Below are 17353 nucleotides of genomic sequence, written 5' to 3'. Positions count from 1 at the left end.
TAAGAACAATACCGGGATATTGTAGCCACTTTTTATGAATTTATAAATTATGTCGTCGTCAACTCTTAAAAATATCTTAAAATGGTAACCCCCGATAATCTTTTACCTTCTGATTCAAAAAATAAAATTAGAAACCCCATTCCTAAATTCAGGAATGGGGTTCAATATATTTGAATAAAAATATTTTAATTTTCTAGGACTTCCCTCTCACTTTTTGCTCCCATTTCCATGCGGAGCGAATGGCATCATCCAAGGATAATTTGGTCTTCCATCCCAATTCATTATTTGCCTTGTTGGTATCAGCATAGGCCGAAATAATATCGCCCTCTCTTCTTCCAACAATCTTGTAGTTCAACTTTTCTCCAGATACCCGTTCAAAAGATTGTACAACTTCCAAAACTGAACTTCCTTTTCCAGTACCTAAGTTGAAGGTTTCGTAATTCGATTGATTTTTGTTTTGAAGCAATCTTCCTAACGCTACTACGTGCGCTTTTGCCAAATCTACCACATGGATATAATCACGAATACAGGTGCCATCCGGTGTTGGATAATCACCTCCGAATACCGATAACTGGTCTCTTAAACCGATAGCTGTCTGGGTAATAAAAGGCACCAGATTCTGTGGCACCCCAATTGGCAATTCACCAATTTCCGCTGATTCATGCGCGCCAATCGGATTAAAGTAGCGCAAAGCTATCGCCTTTAAATCTGGCACCACATTGCAAGTATCCTGAATAATTTCTTCACCAATCTGCTTAGTATTTCCATAAGGCGACTCTGCTTTTTTTACAGGTGCACTTTCCGTAATCGGCAATTCATCTGCCTGTCCATAAACCGTGCAAGACGAACTGAAAATAAAGGATGCCGAAGATAATTTCTTTAACTCCTTCAGGACATAAACCAAAGTGGCTATGTTATTTTCGTAATACAACAAAGGTTCTTGTACACTTTCACCCACCGCCTTACTGGCTGCAAAATGAATAACGCCTTTTACATCGTTATGCTTGGTAAAAAAAGCCTCGACACCAGCCTTATCCTTTAAATCCAGTTTTTCAAAGATGGGGGTTTTTCCGGTAATGGCAAGGATCCCATCCAGCACCTTTTCAGATGAATTTGACAGGTCATCAATAATGACCACCTCATAGCCTTCGTTCTGGAGTTCTACAACCGTATGCGAGCCAATAAACCCCAGCCCTCCAGTTACTAATATTTTATCCATTAATAAATTTTATGATTGTTGATGTAATAAATTCAATTTGTTCGTCATCCAATTCTGTGTGCATGGGCAAAGAAATTACCTCTTTCACTAATTGGTTCGTAACAGGAAAATCTGCCTCGTTATAGCGTTCATCTGTGTATGCCTTTTGCTTGTGCAGGGCGATTGGGTAGTATACCCCACATGGAATGCCCTTCTCGTTCAAATGTTCTGCCAAAGCATCCCGGTCTCCAATCACTTTTAATGTATATTGATGAAACACATGACAATCGCAGGTCCCACAAATACTACCTTCACCGCAGCCCCCGGTGATTTTTGGGGTAATTATTTTATGTTCATTTTCGAACGCCTTGTTGTATTTCTTAGCGGCCATTTGCCGGGCTTTATTGTAGCTGTCCAAATTTGGTAGTTTGGTATCCAAAACCGCCGCCTGTATACTGTCCAACCTCGAATTTACACCAACCACATCATGGTGATAGCGTACATACATTCCATGATTGACAATCCCGCGAATGGTATGCGCCAAATCGTCATCATTGGTAAAAATTGCACCACCGTCACCATAACATCCTAAATTTTTTGACGGAAAAAACGAGGTGGCACCCACATCGCCAATCGTTCCAGCCTTTACTTTTGATCCATCTTTATAAGTGTAATTTGCCCCAATAGCCTGAGCATTATCTTCAATTACATACAAATTATGCTCCTTCGCAATTTCCAAAACAGCCTCCATATCGGCACATTGACCAAATAAATGCACTGGCACAATAGCTTTGGTTTTTGGAGTAATTGCTTTTTTAATGGCTTCAATATTGATGTTAAAATCGTCTTCATTGACATCCACTAAAACGGGAGTCAATTGTAAAAGCGCAATCACTTCAACGGTGGCAGCAAAGGTAAAATCGGCCGTAATTACCTCATCTCCTGGCTTTAAACCCAATCCCATCATGGCTATTTGTAGGGCGTCAGTTCCATTAGCACAGGGAATCACATTTTTCACCCCTAAATATTCCTCAAGATTCTTTTGAAATTCGTGGACCTTCGGTCCGTTTATAAATGCAGTGTTTTCGAGAACCTCCTGAATAGAGATATTAACAGTTTCTTTTATACCGTTATATTGCCCTTCAAGGTCAACCATTTGGATTTTCTTCATCTTAAAAATTTGAAGACCTTTTTGCCTGAAAAGCAATGGTCGGTTAGTTTAGCTTAGATTATTTTCACAGCCCATAAAATTACAAAATTCACCAACGCAAGCCATAGATTTATTATAAAGAAATGTATTTTAGCACGAAACACGAAGAGATTGCGTTTCATTTATAACATAGGCATTGGCATAACTGGTTTGATCCTAAAATGTATTGGGCTGTTCCATGAGAAAATTAAAAAAGGGGTAACTGGGCGCAACGCAACTTTTGAGATTTTAAAATCCAATTTAAGTGCATCAGATAAAACGCTTTGGTTTCATTGTGCTTCCTTGGGCGAATATGAACAAGGACTTCCCGTTTTCCAAAAACTGAGGACGCATTATCGTGATTATAAAATCCTTTTGAGTTTTTTCTCCCCTTCGGGCTACGATATTCGCAAAAACTCGCCTATTGCTGATGTGGTGGTATACCTGCCTTTGGACACCAAAAGAAATGCAAAACGGTTTTTGGACATGGTACATCCCGAGCTAACTGTATTTGTGAAATATGATATTTGGCCAAATTTTTTAAAAGAACTGAAGCAGAGAAATTTAAGGGTGATCCTGATTTCAGCTTCTTTTAGAAAGAGTCAAGTCTATTTTAAGCCTTACGGAGGGCTATTTAAAAAGGCACTGTTCTCATTTGAACATATTTTTACTCAAAATGAAAACTCGAAATCCCTTTTGGAATCCATTGGGTATCAAAACGTAACGGTTTCAGGCGATACGCGCTTTGACCGTGTGACAAGTCAGCTGGAAAGTGATAATACCCTGGAATTTGTAGAAACCTTCAAGCAAGACAAATTATGTGTGGTTGTGGGCAGTTCATGGCCTGAGGATGAAGCTCTTTTTATTGAGTTCATAAACTCTGAAAGGAATTTGGGGGCAAAATACATTGTAGCACCTCACAACATTAAATCCGGCCAAATCCAAAACTTTGTTTCCAAATTAAGGGTAAAAACGGTTCTATATTCTGAAAAAGACAATGAAGAGTTAGAGGATTTTGATGTACTCATTATTGATACCATCGGCCTACTATCGAAAATTTATAGTTCTTCGGATATTGCTTATGTGGGCGGTGCAATGGGCACAACCGGGTTGCACAATATTCTGGAACCAGCTGTATTTGGCCCACCAATTGTTATCGGAAAAAATTATATTAAATTTCCTGAAGCCCAGGCCATGATTAATAATGGAGGTGTTTTTTCAGTATCAAATCAAATGGAGTTTATTGCTATTCTAAGAAAACTTATTGCTGATAGTGACTTTCGTCGATTATCAGGGTCTAAAAATACAGAGTTCATCAAAAAAAATACGGGTGCTGTCATCCAAATACTTAATTACTTACGTATATAAAGGAGTTTTGATGAAACCGAAAAGAATTGTGCTCACCGGTAAAATAAGCCAGTTTTGCACAACTAAATAATTAACACTAAAAACAAGAACAATGAGAAAATTAGTTTTAGGAACAACTTTAGTACTAGCCTTAGGTATGTTTTTTACATCTTGTAGAGATGAAAAGAAATCTGCTGGCGAACATTTAGACAACGCTATCGAAGCCACCGAAGATGCTGCTAAATCTGCTGGTGACGCCGTAAAGGATGCTGCAAAAGCAACAGGTGATGCAGTTGAAAACGCAGCGGAAAAAGCTGGGGATGCCGTGGATAATGCAGTGGACGCAGCAGGTGATGCGGTAAACAATGCTGCTGACAAGGCTGGAGAAGCAGTTGATAAAGCTGTAGACGCTGCTGGAAAAGCCGCTGATGATGCTGCGAATGCAGTTAAAGACGAAGCAAATAAACTGAAAACCGAGCACTAATTCTTGGTTTTACAAGTTTATACATTTTAAACCACCTTTCAAGGTGGTTTTCTTTTTGCCCCAAAACAAAAAAGCCTTTTCAATTAAAATTGAAAAGGCTTTTTGCGCTATATTGACCTATTCTCGAACCACTTCATGGATTTATTCAAAAAATATTAAAACCAAAACTCTTATACCTGTTAACTGATGTAAACATCACTGATCTACCTCAGTTATTAAAACATTTCGTTTTTTTGAATAACCTTGGGGATAGCAACGGACAATCTCTTAGTCTCTTATAAAAGATGGGGGTAATATCTAGTTGTCTTATACTTTGATTTTAATATTTTTTAAATATCTCTTGAATAGCAAGAATAATCAAATTTGGTTTTAAAATTTAAAGTCTGAAGTTTTTGAATATATAAAATACTATTTCCATTATATTCAAAAGAAAATGCTAAATAAGAGAATAGTCTACAATAGAGATATCTCATAAAAAAAATACAATTTCCGACATCTTCTATTTAAAAGGTGTTTTTAATTCTTCATGGCAAATTCTTTCACCTATTAAAACAGGCGTCTCTAAATCCTTTAATGAGACAACCAAATTTATGCCAACAAATAAAAACAAGGCCATAAGGAATTATAGCCTTGTTTAAATACGTGTAATATGCTATTAATACTTAATTTCCTTGATTTAAAGGAAAATTAGAACCTATTTTTTCAAAAGTTTTTTAATTGCTATTGCACCATTCTCATCTTGAATTTTAACTAAATACAATCCAGAAGACAGGTTGCTAATATCATATCTGTCTTTTGAGATTTTGGTGATATCACTTAGTACCTCAGCACCAAGTGTATTAAACACAGAAACTTCAGAAATACGGGTGCTATTAATCGTTTTAATTGTAAACTCCGATTGTGCTGGGTTTGGATATAATGAAATATTGGTATCTAAACTGAACTCGTCATTGCTTAATGGATTAGAATCTAGGATTTGAATTTGATCTATATAGCCAAAAGCGCTAATGTTGTCAAGTACTTGTCCAGCAGGGTCATTTTCAAAGCCCATATCCGGATGAAATGAAATTCTAAATAGAGTCCCTAAAGTGAAAGATGTTGCTGTATCATCGTCATCTTTTATTTCAAAAACTATTTCTTGCCATTGATTAAAATCAGTGTAGGTATTCAGAGGCCTTACTACTTCCGTACCATTTGATGCGTCATCCGGCGCATCAAAACGCAATCCCAAATCAGACTGTGCAGGAAAGTGTACCATCATACTCAAGTATTTAGTTTCAGAAGAAGATATGGCCAAATCGTTGACATCAATACCTTGAAATATCCACCATTGTGCACCTGTCCTCCTGATTTCCATACAATTTGCAGTTGTATTCAAGCCTGTTTGGTTTGGATTAGTAACAACGGCAGTAGCAATACCGCCCCCAGCGTTCAAAACATTCGTTGCGCCAGATTCAAAGTCATCCACCATAGTTTGTCCAAAACCATAGAAAGCACAAAAAGAAAATAATAAACTTAATAATGTAATTTTTTTCATAATGTCTAAAAATTTAGTTAGTAAATTGTTGTTGTTAAAATTAGATAGTTTAAGAGATATTTTAATGGACTATACTTATTTACATATAGACGATATTACTTTTAAAAAACTGCATTGAAGTATTAAAATAAACTTATTTACAATATGTTACGACTGATAACATATTACAAGCATTCAAAATAAAAGCTATGTTTATGAACTGAAAAATGGTTTTAGCAAATACCTAGTTCATTTTCCAAACCCGAATATAGTCCACCTTAGCTTCCGTAAAGTCTCCAATATTCCTTAAAGTAAAATTGGCCGTCCCCCCAAAACTAGCACCTGTAGATAGCCATAAAAACTCCTCAACCTGAGGCACCCATATCCCTTGGTAGCGTGTCATAAACTGTCCATCATAGTAAATTTCCAATTTATTTTCATCCCACAATAAACCATAAACATGATAACCTTCGTGAATGCCCGGGGCATCCCAACGCCTAGTATTGGCCCTATGCGAGGCGCCATAGCCATCAATATGCACCACGCTTTTGGTGAAATTATCAACCCAAGCAGATTCAAACACATCGATTTCGGCACCATCGTTTCCTGTACCGTCCACATTACCCATATTATCTCCTTGCAACCAAAGTGCGGTGTGCGTTCCAAACATGGTTTCGGCTATATTTATTTTGGCTTCAATGTAGCCATATTTAAATTCAAATAAATCATTAGAAAAAACTCCACCGCAGTGCAAAACATCATTGCCAACTTTTTCACTTTTAAGGATCAAGTTGCCATCCCTATAACTAACATTCTCTGGTTTCCAAAACCATTGGTTGATGCCTATACCGGGCCTAGCGGCCCTACTTTTAGCAGAATTATTTTTTGTCCATTTTGTGGGCTGAAAACCATCAAAGTTATCCTCAAACATTAAAACCCAATTGCTTGTATTTACTGAATTTAGTAGTGGTTTTGCCACAGGTGTTACATCATCATCGCCATCATCAAATTGTTCATCGTTAGGATCGGTTTTGCTATCCGTTGAACACGATGTAACCAAAGCGAATGTAAAACACAAAAGGCTAAAGAACATACAGATAATAACTTTACTTTTCTTCATAGTAGTTCAATTTAAATGTATCAATTGCTGACATTAAAGTTTAAAATACCAAAGTGGACCGGTAACCGAAGCTCCTTTGTCGTCTTTAACCACAATTTTCCAATAGTATGTTGTATCCGTTGTGTCCAAACTGGCCTCGAACATTTTGGCATTGGTATTTTCAGCTACCAAGTTTAGCGCATCTTTATCTTTTCCAAAATACACATCAAAAGTCAGTGGGTCCTTGTCCACATCAGAGGCGGACCATTCTAGAGTAATTGATGCTGTTCCACCGTCCAAAACCTGCCCTAAAAAGGGTGAAATTATTTCTGGCGCAAAGGGCAAATGATTACTTCCCGGTACTTCTTCCGTATAAAACTGTGCCGTAGGGGAATAGTCGCTCTCTATGCTTTTTGTGCTTCTGGCCTTCACCCTCCAATAATAAGCAAAGCCTTTTTCTAAAGTAATGGTTTTTGATAATGAGGTCAGCACTTCATCAACAACCTTGTTCGCAAATTGATTGTCCTTTGCGATTTCCAAAATATAAATGACCGAGCTTCCATCTTCATTAGAAGACGCCTGCCATTCAAAATTTAAAACATTGGTAGTGCACAATTGGTTTTGCGAAGGAAACACCAAAGCAGGAGCGGACGGTTTACTATCCGAAACCTCCCCTCCGTTTCCTGAATCATCTCCACCTCCGGATGAACAAGACGTGCTAACAAGCGCAAACAAAACTAATATATATAGGATTTTTTTCATGACCTTTTTCTTTTATTTCTTGACAATTTTTAATGTTTTAGGAGTTTTTGAATCCGATAATCTAACGAAGTAAATACCGGAGGGAAACTCCTGCATATCCACATTTACCTTACCTCCCACCACGGGATATTCCTTTTTAGACACAAGACCCGAAGTGATGGAATACAATTCTAAATTGACCTTTGCCTTTTTGGTTTCAGGAATGCTCAACTCAAAACGATCTATCACGGGATTTGGAAACGCCTTTAAAGCCCCTGAAGAATCCATAACTTTTGTCAATTTACCCTCGCAAGAGGCCTTTGCCTCAATATTGATGATATCACCATCATTTGCTGGAATTTCAAAAGAGGTTTGGCTGGTCTCAAGCACCTGTTTGTCATTAACAAAAACTTTGTAAGGGGCAGTTCCAGACTTAATATCTACTGCTATCTTTCCAACTTTTGTAGATGTAAATTTACCCGTAAGAAGATCAGAGGCTTTCACCTCAAGGTCAATACAATATTGATAAGACGTATTATTTATTCCTATGCAAACATTATATGCACCGGGCTTCATGTTTGGAATATTTAAAACCTCATTAAAATCGTAATTTATCCCTGCGATAGTAACATTATAGTTGTGCCTAAATTTTGTATCGATTTTGATTTGCCCATTTTTACCTTGGCAGGTTTCGTCAATAGTCTCAATAGTAAAATTGTCGGCGGCCACAAAAATCTCGGAAAAGTCCTGATCCAAAATAAAATCCAACACACCGCTGCCGTAGGTAGCAAATCTTATTGCATTTTCAGACTCTATAAATTGCACATCCGTATACCCCAAAGCGTCCGGAACATCTAGGCCATCCATCTTAAACCATCTATCTTGCTGAACGGAATACACCCAAGCCCCATCAAATTCGCAGGCGGCAAAGATATACTGACCATTAGGCGAGGCATCCAGTTCTGAAATGCGCGCAACGTTTAACCCTGAATTGTGATTGGTAAACGTTTTTCCGCCATCCACAGTAATTAAAAAGTTACTGCCCTTGCCTGCATAATACATCGTGGCCTCATCTATAGGGCTGGTAGCAATAACTTGCCGTCGCTTTCTATGCGAATCATCCTGCTGTGGCCAAGTGCCACCGGAAAGACTTGATGCCGAAAAGGAGTTTCCTCCATCGGTGGAGTACATTAACTGTCCAGATTTTAATCCCACATACCAACGGTTTTTGTTAACCTTTGAATAACCAAAACTCGAAATTGGGCCATTAAATTCATAAGGGTGTAATTCCCTTACTACGGCGCTTCCATTATAAATAATTTTCTGCAGACCATTCCCCCAAGGAATATAAACCGCATCTTCACTATCATTTGGAGAGGGTATCAAACTGGTAGCCGCCCAGTTTCCATAAAAATCTGTTCTTGTCACTTTTGTATAGTCCCCTCCATCAGCGACTGAACTTCTGCCAATGGTACCAAAATAATACCAATACCATGCGGACTCTCCACCGTTTGCCACTGTAACCCTAAGTACATCAGTATTTGCTTCTCTTGAAGCTGGTATTGGGACGCTTTTGTCATAGTCATTATCACCTGAAAAACTTTGTGAACCCCTGTCTTGGTTGGCGGTAAAAACCAAATTATATTTTTCGCTGGTCTCTGCGTCATAACACATGGTTGTTGGGTTGCCTCTACTTACGCTGGTCCAAGAATTCCAGTCCTCGGGTGTGGTTGAATAATAGGTACCAAAATCGTAGCCGGATATCGTAAAAAAACCACCATCTTCTTTATCGAAGGTTTTAAAATGCTGTAAATCCCAAACATAAATGTCATTATTACTCAAAACATGTTGGTTTCGGGTCCAATTCACACCATAATCTGTAGATATCCAAAGTTCTACAAAGCCTTTAAACACAATATTTGGTTGAGTAGGATGCACTTCTATTATGTTTCTACCTGTGTCACTTGAAGTAACGCTTTGTGTCCATGTGGCACCCTCATCTCCAGAATAGAAAATGGTGGTATTATTATAACTAATATAAAAATGAGTTACGCCTCCAACCGTTGTACCTTGAACAGAATCTAATTTTTCAACCGTAGTTGTTGGCTCAAGGATTAAAGAAAAGTCATCATCACCCTCTGCCATTTTATAAATGTATAATTTTGAATCGCTAACTCTTCTCGCAAAAAGGTAAACATCCCTACTGCCATGCGGTTTTAAAATTTCAACATCAAAAGCATTGCTCTGAAAACTTAGTGCCGAAGTAGTATAATTTAAACCATAGTCCGTCGATATATATACGAAATCGTACCAAGCATTTCCTCGCGATGCATCCCTTCTGGCGCCGTGGGCAACGATTCGCTTTCCGCTATCTTTTTTGGTGACTAGGGTCGTATAGTTGGCGCCACTTTCAAAAAAAGCACCATTGGCATCCATCCATGTTCGGCCCTCATCATCTGAAAACTCCATAGCCCCATTACTCTTTTGATTTAGCAATCTAAATGAACCATCGGCAAGATTCACACCATTAAATTTATCGCCTTCAAAACTTTTAGAATGGTTTCTAAGTGACCATTTTACAGGCGCACTTTCATCAATTTTATAGATATGACCTGCAAAAGACACAATGTACATTTCTTCATTTACAGGATCGTACAAAGACCCATCGGTTCTAAAACCACCTTCGCTATAGCCCGGGTTTGTTGTAGACGACATGTTTAAATACTTTTGGTCCCATCTACCCGAAAGCGTATTGTTAGCATAAAAATATTTATCTGGTGGTGGCATGGACATATTTTGCTTTGCAGTTTTTAAATAAGCCTGAAAGTCTTGCGTACTGCCAAACTTAAAATTCGATTTTTCGAAAGCCCGATATTTTGAGTTGTATGTATCTAGGGCCTCTCCTTTTAAATTTTGAAAGTTAAACGGCTTTGGAAGTGCAAGTTCGTCCATAGCCATTTCATAAGCTATTTCTTCAGGGGTTTCCTCTGCATAGTACTCATTGTCAGCACCATAATCATATTCTGATAAGTCGGCATTAGGATTGGAAAAATTTCTGAAAATAAATATACCCGTAACCAGAAATATACCGACGAATAACAGTCGTTGTGTAGTTTTCTTTATCATAATGTCCTTAGTTAGTATGGAAGCATAAAGTTAATCCAAAGGCAGTACAAAAACATAAAAAATACTACCCTAAACATAGACAATACTACTTTATTGATATAAAATCGGGTTTAGGTTTATCTAAAAGAATCGTTAATACCATAACATCATAAATTACACGTGTGCTAATATAAAATAGGGCAAACAATGTTAAACCGGTCTAAAATTATTGAATAGCAAAAGGTAGCGTATAATGCAAAGTCAAAACATTCATTCACAAAATCACTTAGTTTCCTAGTATTATATGAACAGGGAAAATTGAGCTTAAATCGAAAGCTTTAAAACAACTTCAATAACCCAAAATGTTACGGAAATCCCTAAAACGTTCTTTCGGGGTGAAAATCAGAAAGGCTCACAACAGGTTTATTATCAGAAATTACATCTGAAATCAATTTACCAGTTGCCGGCCCTAGGCTCCAACCCATCATCGCATGCCCTGTTGCAATAGTTAGGTTTTTGTATTTTGAAGTTTTACCGATATAAGGCAATCCATCAGGACTACAGGGTCGTAAACCACATTTCGCTTTTACTTTCTCTTCTGAAGTAATATTGAGTTGGCTATAATACTTAGCACTTGCTTCCGCAATGGCTTTTACACGTGCAGGATTAACTCGGTGATTAATCCCTGATAATTCCATAGTACCAGCAAAACGCGTAAAACCATTCATTGGCGTTACTGCCACTTTTGCTTCGCACAATATAGCTGGAACCCTAATATTAGTGTCTTTTCTTATATTAATGGAGTAGCCTTTTCCAGCCTGAACGAGCAGTTTTAAACCTAATTTTTTACTAATTATTGGGCTCCAACTTCCAGTTGCCAAAACCACTTCATCGCATGATAACTGTTGGGTACTGGTGATTACTTCTGAAATGTTTTGATTGTCCATTTCGAAATCAACAACTTCTTCATTTTTTATAATTGAGACCCCACATTTTTTCAAATAAGCTATCATTTCTTCCATAAAGTTATTTGGTGTCATGTGAGCATCAGAATGATAATATACCGCTCCTTTTATATTTAGATTAGCTTTAGGTTCTAATTTCGAAACCTCATTTTGAGACAAATGCTCCACCTTAAGCCCTTCTTGTATGCCACGTTTACCTACCTCCCATTCTTCTTCGCCTACCTTATCTGTCTTGTAGCACATCAAAAGGCCTTTTTTCTCATAGTGAAAATTAAAGTCTCCCGATTGATGCAAATCTTCATATAATTCTCTACTTAGCAGATTGATATCCAATAGTGGTTTAATGGCTTTTTCTACTTTTGAAGGTGTTGCAGATTTCTTAAACGCCCAAGACCATTTCAAAAACTCTAAATCTAATCTTGGTTTAATATAAAGCGGACTTTTAGAATTAAACATCCATTTAATACCTTTTGATAAAGTACCAGGTGATGCTAAGGAAATAAAATGACTAGGCGTAATGTAACCCGCATTGACATGGGATGCTCCGGAATCCATGTTAGATTTATCAATAACCGTAACTTGATGTCCTTCTTTATGAAGATAATAGGCCGAACACAAACCTATAATTCCACCACCTATAACAATAACAGTTTTGCTCATTTATAGCTTTAGACTAAAATTCCAAATGGGCTTTTCACCTAAGAGGTGTTCAACAAAATAATTCCAACGCCTTTTAATGAAATAATCTCGGTACTTGCCAACGTAACCATGTCGCTGACTTGGAATTATTAACATATCAAAATCCTTATCAGCCTTAATTAAAGCTTCAGCAAACTTAAATGTAGCCGAGGGGTTTACATTATCATCTAAACCACCGTGAACTAACAACAATTTTCCTTTTAAATTTTTGGCATTGGTAATATTTGACACTGCTTCGTAAGTTTCATCAACCGGCCACCCTTGGTACATTTCTGGCCACCACGCTTTTTCCATTCTAAAGTCATGGTCTCCAGAGCTAGCCACACCGACTTTATAAACATCAGGATATGCAGTCATGGCCCTTCCAGTGTCATAACCACCAGCGGAGTGTCCAAATACTCCAACTTTTTCAGTATCTATCCATTTGTATTTTTCTCCTAAATATTTAATCGCTAAAACATGATCTTCCAAATTGTTGCCCATGTCTTTATAAGAGTAATTTAAAAATGCTTTAGAGCGCCCCGAAGTGCCCAAGCCATCAACTTGCATTATTATAAAACCTAATTCCGAAAGATCTTGATTGTAAAATGCAGAACGGAAAGATTTAGGGAATCGTTGAGTATGCGGCCCTGTATATGTAGCATCTATTATGGGGTACGATTTTAAGCTATCAAAATTTGTGGGCTTCCAAATAGCACCGTAAATAGTGGTTTTACCATCTTTAGCTGTAAGCTGAAAAACCTCCGGCACCTTCCATCCTTTGGAAATGACCTTTGATACATCCGCTTGTGTCAATTTTACTAAAACTTTACCATTTTTAGATCTCCTGAGAACCGTTTTTGTTGGAATTTGAACGGTTGAATAATTATCTGCAAAATAGAGTCCATCCTCAGAAAAGGAAATATCATGGTGTCCTTTTTCGGGGGTCAATAAGGTTACTTTTCCTTTTAAGGATACTTTGTATAACTTTTGATGATATGGAATTTCACCATCTTCTTTACCTGAAGCCAAGAAATAAACCACGCCATTATCTTCATCGATGTAACCTATATCATTTATAAAATAATTACCGTTTGTAAGCGGTGTGATTTTACTAGTTATTAAGTCCAAACTATAAAGTTGTCGCCATCCGCTTTGTTGAGAAAGAAATATTAATCTACCTTTCTTTCCCAGAATTTCATAATCAAAATTATCAATATTAGTTTCACTAGTTTCCTTGATTAAGATACGTTCGGAATTTGTGTTCAAATCAATTTCTTTAACAAACGTAGTTTTGAAACCTCGCTCCATATAATCAGCATAAAAAATACCCGAACTATCTGACCAGCGAACTGAAACTTGGTTAATATGAGTATTTTTTGGAAGCTTTGTTTTTACCTCCTGTTTCGTTTCAATATTATAAAATACAGGTTGCACATATACCATTGTTGTATCTCCTGGAGAACCACGATAGTAGGATAATAATTTTGGTTTGTACAAAGAATCTAAACTCCAGTCCAAAAGATACATTTTTTCTGCCTGTTGCAAATCAATAATACTTGTAGCCAGCCATTTGGAGTCTGGTGACCAATTGACCGCAAACCGTTTTGGTCGCTCACCATTTTCACCTTGCATTATATCGAACCAACCATAATAACTAGCGTACTCATAATTTTTTTTGCCGTCGTTACTCAATTTAAACTCCTCACCGGTTGTGACAGATTTTATAAAGAGGTTATAATCCTTTGTATATGCTACCCATTTTCCATCGGGTGATTTTTTTTCGAATTTATTCTTTGGCTCTTTTTTCTTGTCTTTCTCTTTCTGCTCGAGCTCGTAAGTCTCTAAATTTAAATTGAATGTTTTATCAAATGCGCTAAAAGAAATTATTACATCGTCAATTAATTCAATTTTTGACAGATTTAATTGATTGGCACTTACAGTGTCCTTCACAATATTACTAAGTGATTTTGCAAGCTTGTTATGATCAAAAAACAGCTTGGTTTTGTTTCTTCTAAAACTGTACTTTTTGTATCGCTTCCCTTCATCTGAATACTCAACAAACCACAGTCCAGATTTATTTTCAAACCAGTTGACTTGAGTATGCAAATTGAAGATTGATTTATTATAGGCATTACTATAACTATAGCTTACTGCTCTTTCATAATCTTCCAAGGTTAAATTCTGCCCATTACCATAGAAAAAACTTAGAAAAATAAAAAGCGCTAAATTTATGAGATGTTTCATACTAACAATATTAAATTACTTGAAAACCATGTGCATAGGGGTCATCTTCCTCATCGATAATAATGGTATTATACCCATAAATTTTAGCCCAACCTTTAATGCTTGGTATGATTGCTGGTTTCTCCAAAATAAAGGCTTCAGCCTCCACACGACCAATAAATTTACTCCCTATAAAACTCTCATGAATAAATTCCTCGCCCACCTCTAACTTACCTTTAGCAAAAAGTTGCGCCATTCTTGCCGATGTTCCTGTACCGCAGGGACTCCTATCGATGGCCTTATCGCCATAAAATACAGCGTTTCTTCCTGAAGAATTAGGGTCCAATGGGCTTCCAGTCCAAAGTAAGTGCGACACGTCTCTGATGGTGTCATTTTCTGGATGAATAAATGTAAGGGGATATTTTTGATTTATGGCTTGCCGTAATACCTGCGAGTACTGAATCAATTTACTTGCAGAATAATTCTGAATACCAAAAAAATTAGGCTGAGGATCAATAATAGCATAAAAATTGCCCCCATAAGCCACGTCAAAGATTAGTTCTCCCAATTCGGGACAATCTATGGTTAAACCTTCCTCGGCCAAATAACTTTTTACATTGGTTAATCGCACCCAATCCACCTTTTTGCCGGTTTGGTGGTATTCAATTTCAACTAATCCCGCAGGGGCTTCCATTTTAATTTTACCAGGTGTTTTTGGGGCTATCAAGCCTTCTTCAATAGCAATGGTAATTGTTCCAATGGTCCCATGACCACACATGGGCAAACAGCCAGAGGTTTCAATAAACAATACGGCGACATCATTTTCGGGATTGTGAGGCGGATACAAAATACTGCCACTCATCATATCGTGCCCACGCGGTTCGAACATTAGGCCTTTACGAATCCAATCGAATTCCTTTAAAAAATGCTGTCGCTTTTCGCTCATATTGGCACCAATCAATTCAGGACCCCCATGTTTAATCACTCGAACTGGATTTCCGCAGGTGTGCCCATCAATACAAACAAAAGTGCTTCTACTCATTTTTTACACGATCTATATAGTTGATGACACGATTTTCTAAAATGGGCAAAGTAACCGTCCCTTGTTCTAAAATAATCTCATGAAACTCTCGAATATCGAACTTTTGCCCCAAGGCTTCTTCAGCTTTCTTCCGAAGTGCCCTAATTTTAAGTTCTCCCATTTTATAGGATAGGGCTTGTCCTGGCCATGAAATATAGCGATCTGTTTCTGTATTTATTTCGTGCATGGATAGCGCTGTGTTCGAAGCCATGTAATCTATCACTTCTTCCCGCGTCCATCCTTTGGCATGAATACCAGTATCTACAACCAATCTGCACGCACGCCACATTTCATAGGTAAGTCTTCCAAATTGCTCATAGGGTGTTGTGTACATCCCCATTTCATCCGCCAAAAATTCAGAATATAAGCCCCACCCCTCACCATAAGCAGACAGGTATAAATCTCTTCTAAATTTAGGGATACTATCTCCCAATTCGTTATTCAAACTAATCTGAAGGTGATGGCCTGGCACGGCTTCGTGTACCGTTAATGAAGGTAAAGTGTATAATGGGCGACTAGGCAAATTATAAGTATTTACCCAATAATAACCGGGGTCTGTGCTCTTCGTAGTCGTTTCCACATAGCGCCCTCCAGTATATTTTGGAGCTATGGCGTCAGGCACAGGATTAACCCCGTAGGGTTTTCTTGGTAAAGTTTTAAAGAACTTGGGCAGTTGTGCGTCGGCTCGCTTAGACATGTCTCTGGCTATCATCAACAATTCTTTTGCACTTTTGGCATAAAATTGTTCATCTGATCTTAAAAATTCTAAGAAATCCAGAAAATCCCCATTAAAATTAAGGTCGTTTATTATGGCCTGCATTTCAAGCTTAATGCGAGCCACTTCCTTTAGTCCTATATGGTGGATATCATCAGCGGTGTATTTTGTGCTTGTGGTGTAGTAATTAATTCTGTTTTGATAAAAATCCTTTCCATTGGGCAGGTTTAAGGCCCCTAAACTGGTTCTCGTTTTTGGAAGGTACTCTGTCTCAAAAAAAGATTTTATTCTCTTAAATTGAGGAGTTACTATACCTTCAATAACATATTTAGCAACTTTAAGGATCGAATCCTTTTGAGATTGAGTTAAACTTCGTGGAAGATTTTTAAATGGGGAATAATAAAAACTATCTTTATAATCATCAACAATATGGTCTTTGTATGTTGACTCATAACCGTTGAAAATAACCCTAGATTGGGAAACACCTTTTTCTAAACCTTCACGCAAATTCGCGAAATGCTGATCTACAAAATCAGGAATCGCATTAAGGGTATTCAAATAGGTTTTCACTTGGATATAATTTGTTAAAGGTCTTACGTTATAGGTCAAATTATTATGAAATCCAGAGTCAGAAAGTAATGGATTTAAGTAACATTCAAATCTGTAAAAGTCAATTTTATCCTGAAGCACAAATTTGAGAAGTTCATAAGAAATCTGCTCAGTTTCGGTTAATTTATCAACATTAATGTTTGATAGTTCTTCCAACTTCGATTGCGCAAATTCGGCTTCAGTTTTGTAATATTCTTTCGTAAAGACTCCTAAAGGAAATTCTTTTTCGTCAAAACCTTTATGGTCCTGATAGCTGTCTATAATATTTTTTAAAAACTCAGAATTATTGACGTTTTGGGAGGTAGTATGCGAAACAAAAAGCAAAAACGATATGAGCAGAACTATTCTATAATTTTTGCTTTCGGTAAAAATAAAATCTATTCTATTCATGTCGATTTTG

Annotated in this window: 12 protein-coding genes; 2 read left to right on the top strand and 10 right to left on the bottom strand. The window is 37.3% G+C overall.

Annotated features, from left to right (window positions below):
• Nucleotides 1-193 precede the first annotated feature (193 nt).
• Both galE and ACFSR8_RS03130 read right to left on the bottom strand, forming a co-directional pair.
• On the bottom strand, nt 194-1219 hold the full coding sequence (gene galE / locus ACFSR8_RS03135) for a UDP-glucose 4-epimerase GalE (protein ID WP_380288931.1): 1026 nt from the start codon (nt 1217-1219) through the stop codon (nt 194-196).
• A complete protein-coding gene (locus ACFSR8_RS03130; RefSeq protein ID WP_380288929.1) occupies nt 1212-2369 on the bottom strand; it encodes a DegT/DnrJ/EryC1/StrS family aminotransferase in 1158 nt (385 codons plus the stop codon). Before ACFSR8_RS03130 ends, galE begins: the two co-directional genes overlap by 8 nt.
• Before the next feature lie 150 nt (nt 2370-2519).
• Here ACFSR8_RS03130 and ACFSR8_RS03125 point away from each other — a divergent pair, with 150 nt between their 5' ends.
• Together ACFSR8_RS03125 and ACFSR8_RS03120 are read left to right on the top strand one after the other, a co-directional pair.
• Complete coding sequence (locus ACFSR8_RS03125; RefSeq protein WP_380288927.1) at nt 2520-3755, top strand: 3-deoxy-D-manno-octulosonic acid transferase; 1236 nt, start codon at nt 2520-2522, stop codon at nt 3753-3755.
• Nucleotides 3756-3846: 91 nt separating this feature from the next.
• Entirely contained in the window at nt 3847-4218 is a 372-nt protein-coding gene (locus tag ACFSR8_RS03120) for a hypothetical protein (protein ID WP_380288925.1), read from the top strand.
• A 694-nt stretch (nt 4219-4912) separates the two neighbouring features.
• On the opposite strand, the gene ACFSR8_RS03115 is transcribed toward ACFSR8_RS03120, so the two are convergent.
• The 8 genes from ACFSR8_RS03115 to ACFSR8_RS03080 form a co-directional block, all read right to left on the bottom strand.
• The gene (locus ACFSR8_RS03115) at nt 4913-5755 is read right to left on the bottom strand and encodes a T9SS type A sorting domain-containing protein (protein ID WP_380288923.1); all 843 of its coding nucleotides are present in this window, start codon (nt 5753-5755) and stop codon (nt 4913-4915) included.
• A gap of 223 nt (nt 5756-5978) precedes the next feature.
• Complete coding sequence (locus ACFSR8_RS03110) at nt 5979-6854, bottom strand: glycoside hydrolase family 16 protein (protein ID WP_380288921.1); 876 nt, start codon at nt 6852-6854, stop codon at nt 5979-5981.
• 33 nt (nt 6855-6887) lie between these two features.
• Nucleotides 6888-7595, bottom strand: a complete 708-nt coding sequence (locus tag ACFSR8_RS03105; protein ID WP_380288919.1) for a hypothetical protein — start codon at nt 7593-7595, stop codon at nt 6888-6890.
• 12 nt (nt 7596-7607) lie between these two features.
• The gene (locus ACFSR8_RS03100; RefSeq protein ID WP_380288917.1) at nt 7608-10700 is read right to left on the bottom strand and encodes a T9SS type A sorting domain-containing protein; all 3093 of its coding nucleotides are present in this window, start codon (nt 10698-10700) and stop codon (nt 7608-7610) included.
• A 356-nt stretch (nt 10701-11056) separates the two neighbouring features.
• Entirely contained in the window at nt 11057-12304 is a 1248-nt protein-coding gene (locus ACFSR8_RS03095; RefSeq protein WP_380288915.1) for an NAD(P)/FAD-dependent oxidoreductase, read from the bottom strand.
• Complete coding sequence (locus tag ACFSR8_RS03090) at nt 12305-14569, bottom strand: S9 family peptidase (protein WP_380288913.1); 2265 nt, start codon at nt 14567-14569, stop codon at nt 12305-12307.
• Between the two features lie 10 nt (nt 14570-14579).
• Nucleotides 14580-15590, bottom strand: a complete 1011-nt coding sequence (locus ACFSR8_RS03085; protein WP_380288911.1) for a 4-hydroxyproline epimerase — start codon at nt 15588-15590, stop codon at nt 14580-14582.
• Nucleotides 15583-17343 (bottom strand): DUF885 domain-containing protein, encoded by a 1761-nt coding sequence (locus ACFSR8_RS03080; RefSeq protein ID WP_380288909.1) that lies wholly within the window; start codon nt 17341-17343, stop codon nt 15583-15585. Before ACFSR8_RS03080 ends, ACFSR8_RS03085 begins: the two co-directional genes overlap by 8 nt.
• Nucleotides 17344-17353 lie beyond the last annotated feature (10 nt).

This window comes from Hyunsoonleella rubra (genome assembly GCF_042684665.1).
Lineage (GTDB): Bacteria > Bacteroidota > Bacteroidia > Flavobacteriales > Flavobacteriaceae > Jejuia > Jejuia rubra.
This window is presented reverse-complemented; position numbering and strand designations above follow the sequence as displayed.

Coding starts and splice junctions, on each gene's coding strand:
- galE (WP_380288931.1), bottom strand. CDS start 1,219: ATGGATAAAATATTAGTAACTGGAGGGCTGGGGTTTATTGGCTCGCAT.
- ACFSR8_RS03120 (WP_380288925.1), top strand. CDS start 3,847: ATGAGAAAATTAGTTTTAGGAACAACTTTAGTACTAGCCTTAGGTATG.
- ACFSR8_RS03130 (WP_380288929.1), bottom strand. CDS start 2,369: ATGAAGAAAATCCAAATGGTTGACCTTGAAGGGCAATATAACGGTATA.
- ACFSR8_RS03105 (WP_380288919.1), bottom strand. CDS start 7,595: ATGAAAAAAATCCTATATATATTAGTTTTGTTTGCGCTTGTTAGCACG.
- ACFSR8_RS03115 (WP_380288923.1), bottom strand. CDS start 5,755: ATGAAAAAAATTACATTATTAAGTTTATTATTTTCTTTTTGTGCTTTC.
- ACFSR8_RS03110 (WP_380288921.1), bottom strand. CDS start 6,854: ATGAAGAAAAGTAAAGTTATTATCTGTATGTTCTTTAGCCTTTTGTGT.
- ACFSR8_RS03080 (WP_380288909.1), bottom strand. CDS start 17,343: ATGAATAGAATAGATTTTATTTTTACCGAAAGCAAAAATTATAGAATA.
- ACFSR8_RS03095 (WP_380288915.1), bottom strand. CDS start 12,304: ATGAGCAAAACTGTTATTGTTATAGGTGGTGGAATTATAGGTTTGTGT.
- ACFSR8_RS03090 (WP_380288913.1), bottom strand. CDS start 14,569: ATGAAACATCTCATAAATTTAGCGCTTTTTATTTTTCTAAGTTTTTTC.
- ACFSR8_RS03085 (WP_380288911.1), bottom strand. CDS start 15,590: ATGAGTAGAAGCACTTTTGTTTGTATTGATGGGCACACCTGCGGAAAT.
- ACFSR8_RS03100 (WP_380288917.1), bottom strand. CDS start 10,700: ATGATAAAGAAAACTACACAACGACTGTTATTCGTCGGTATATTTCTG.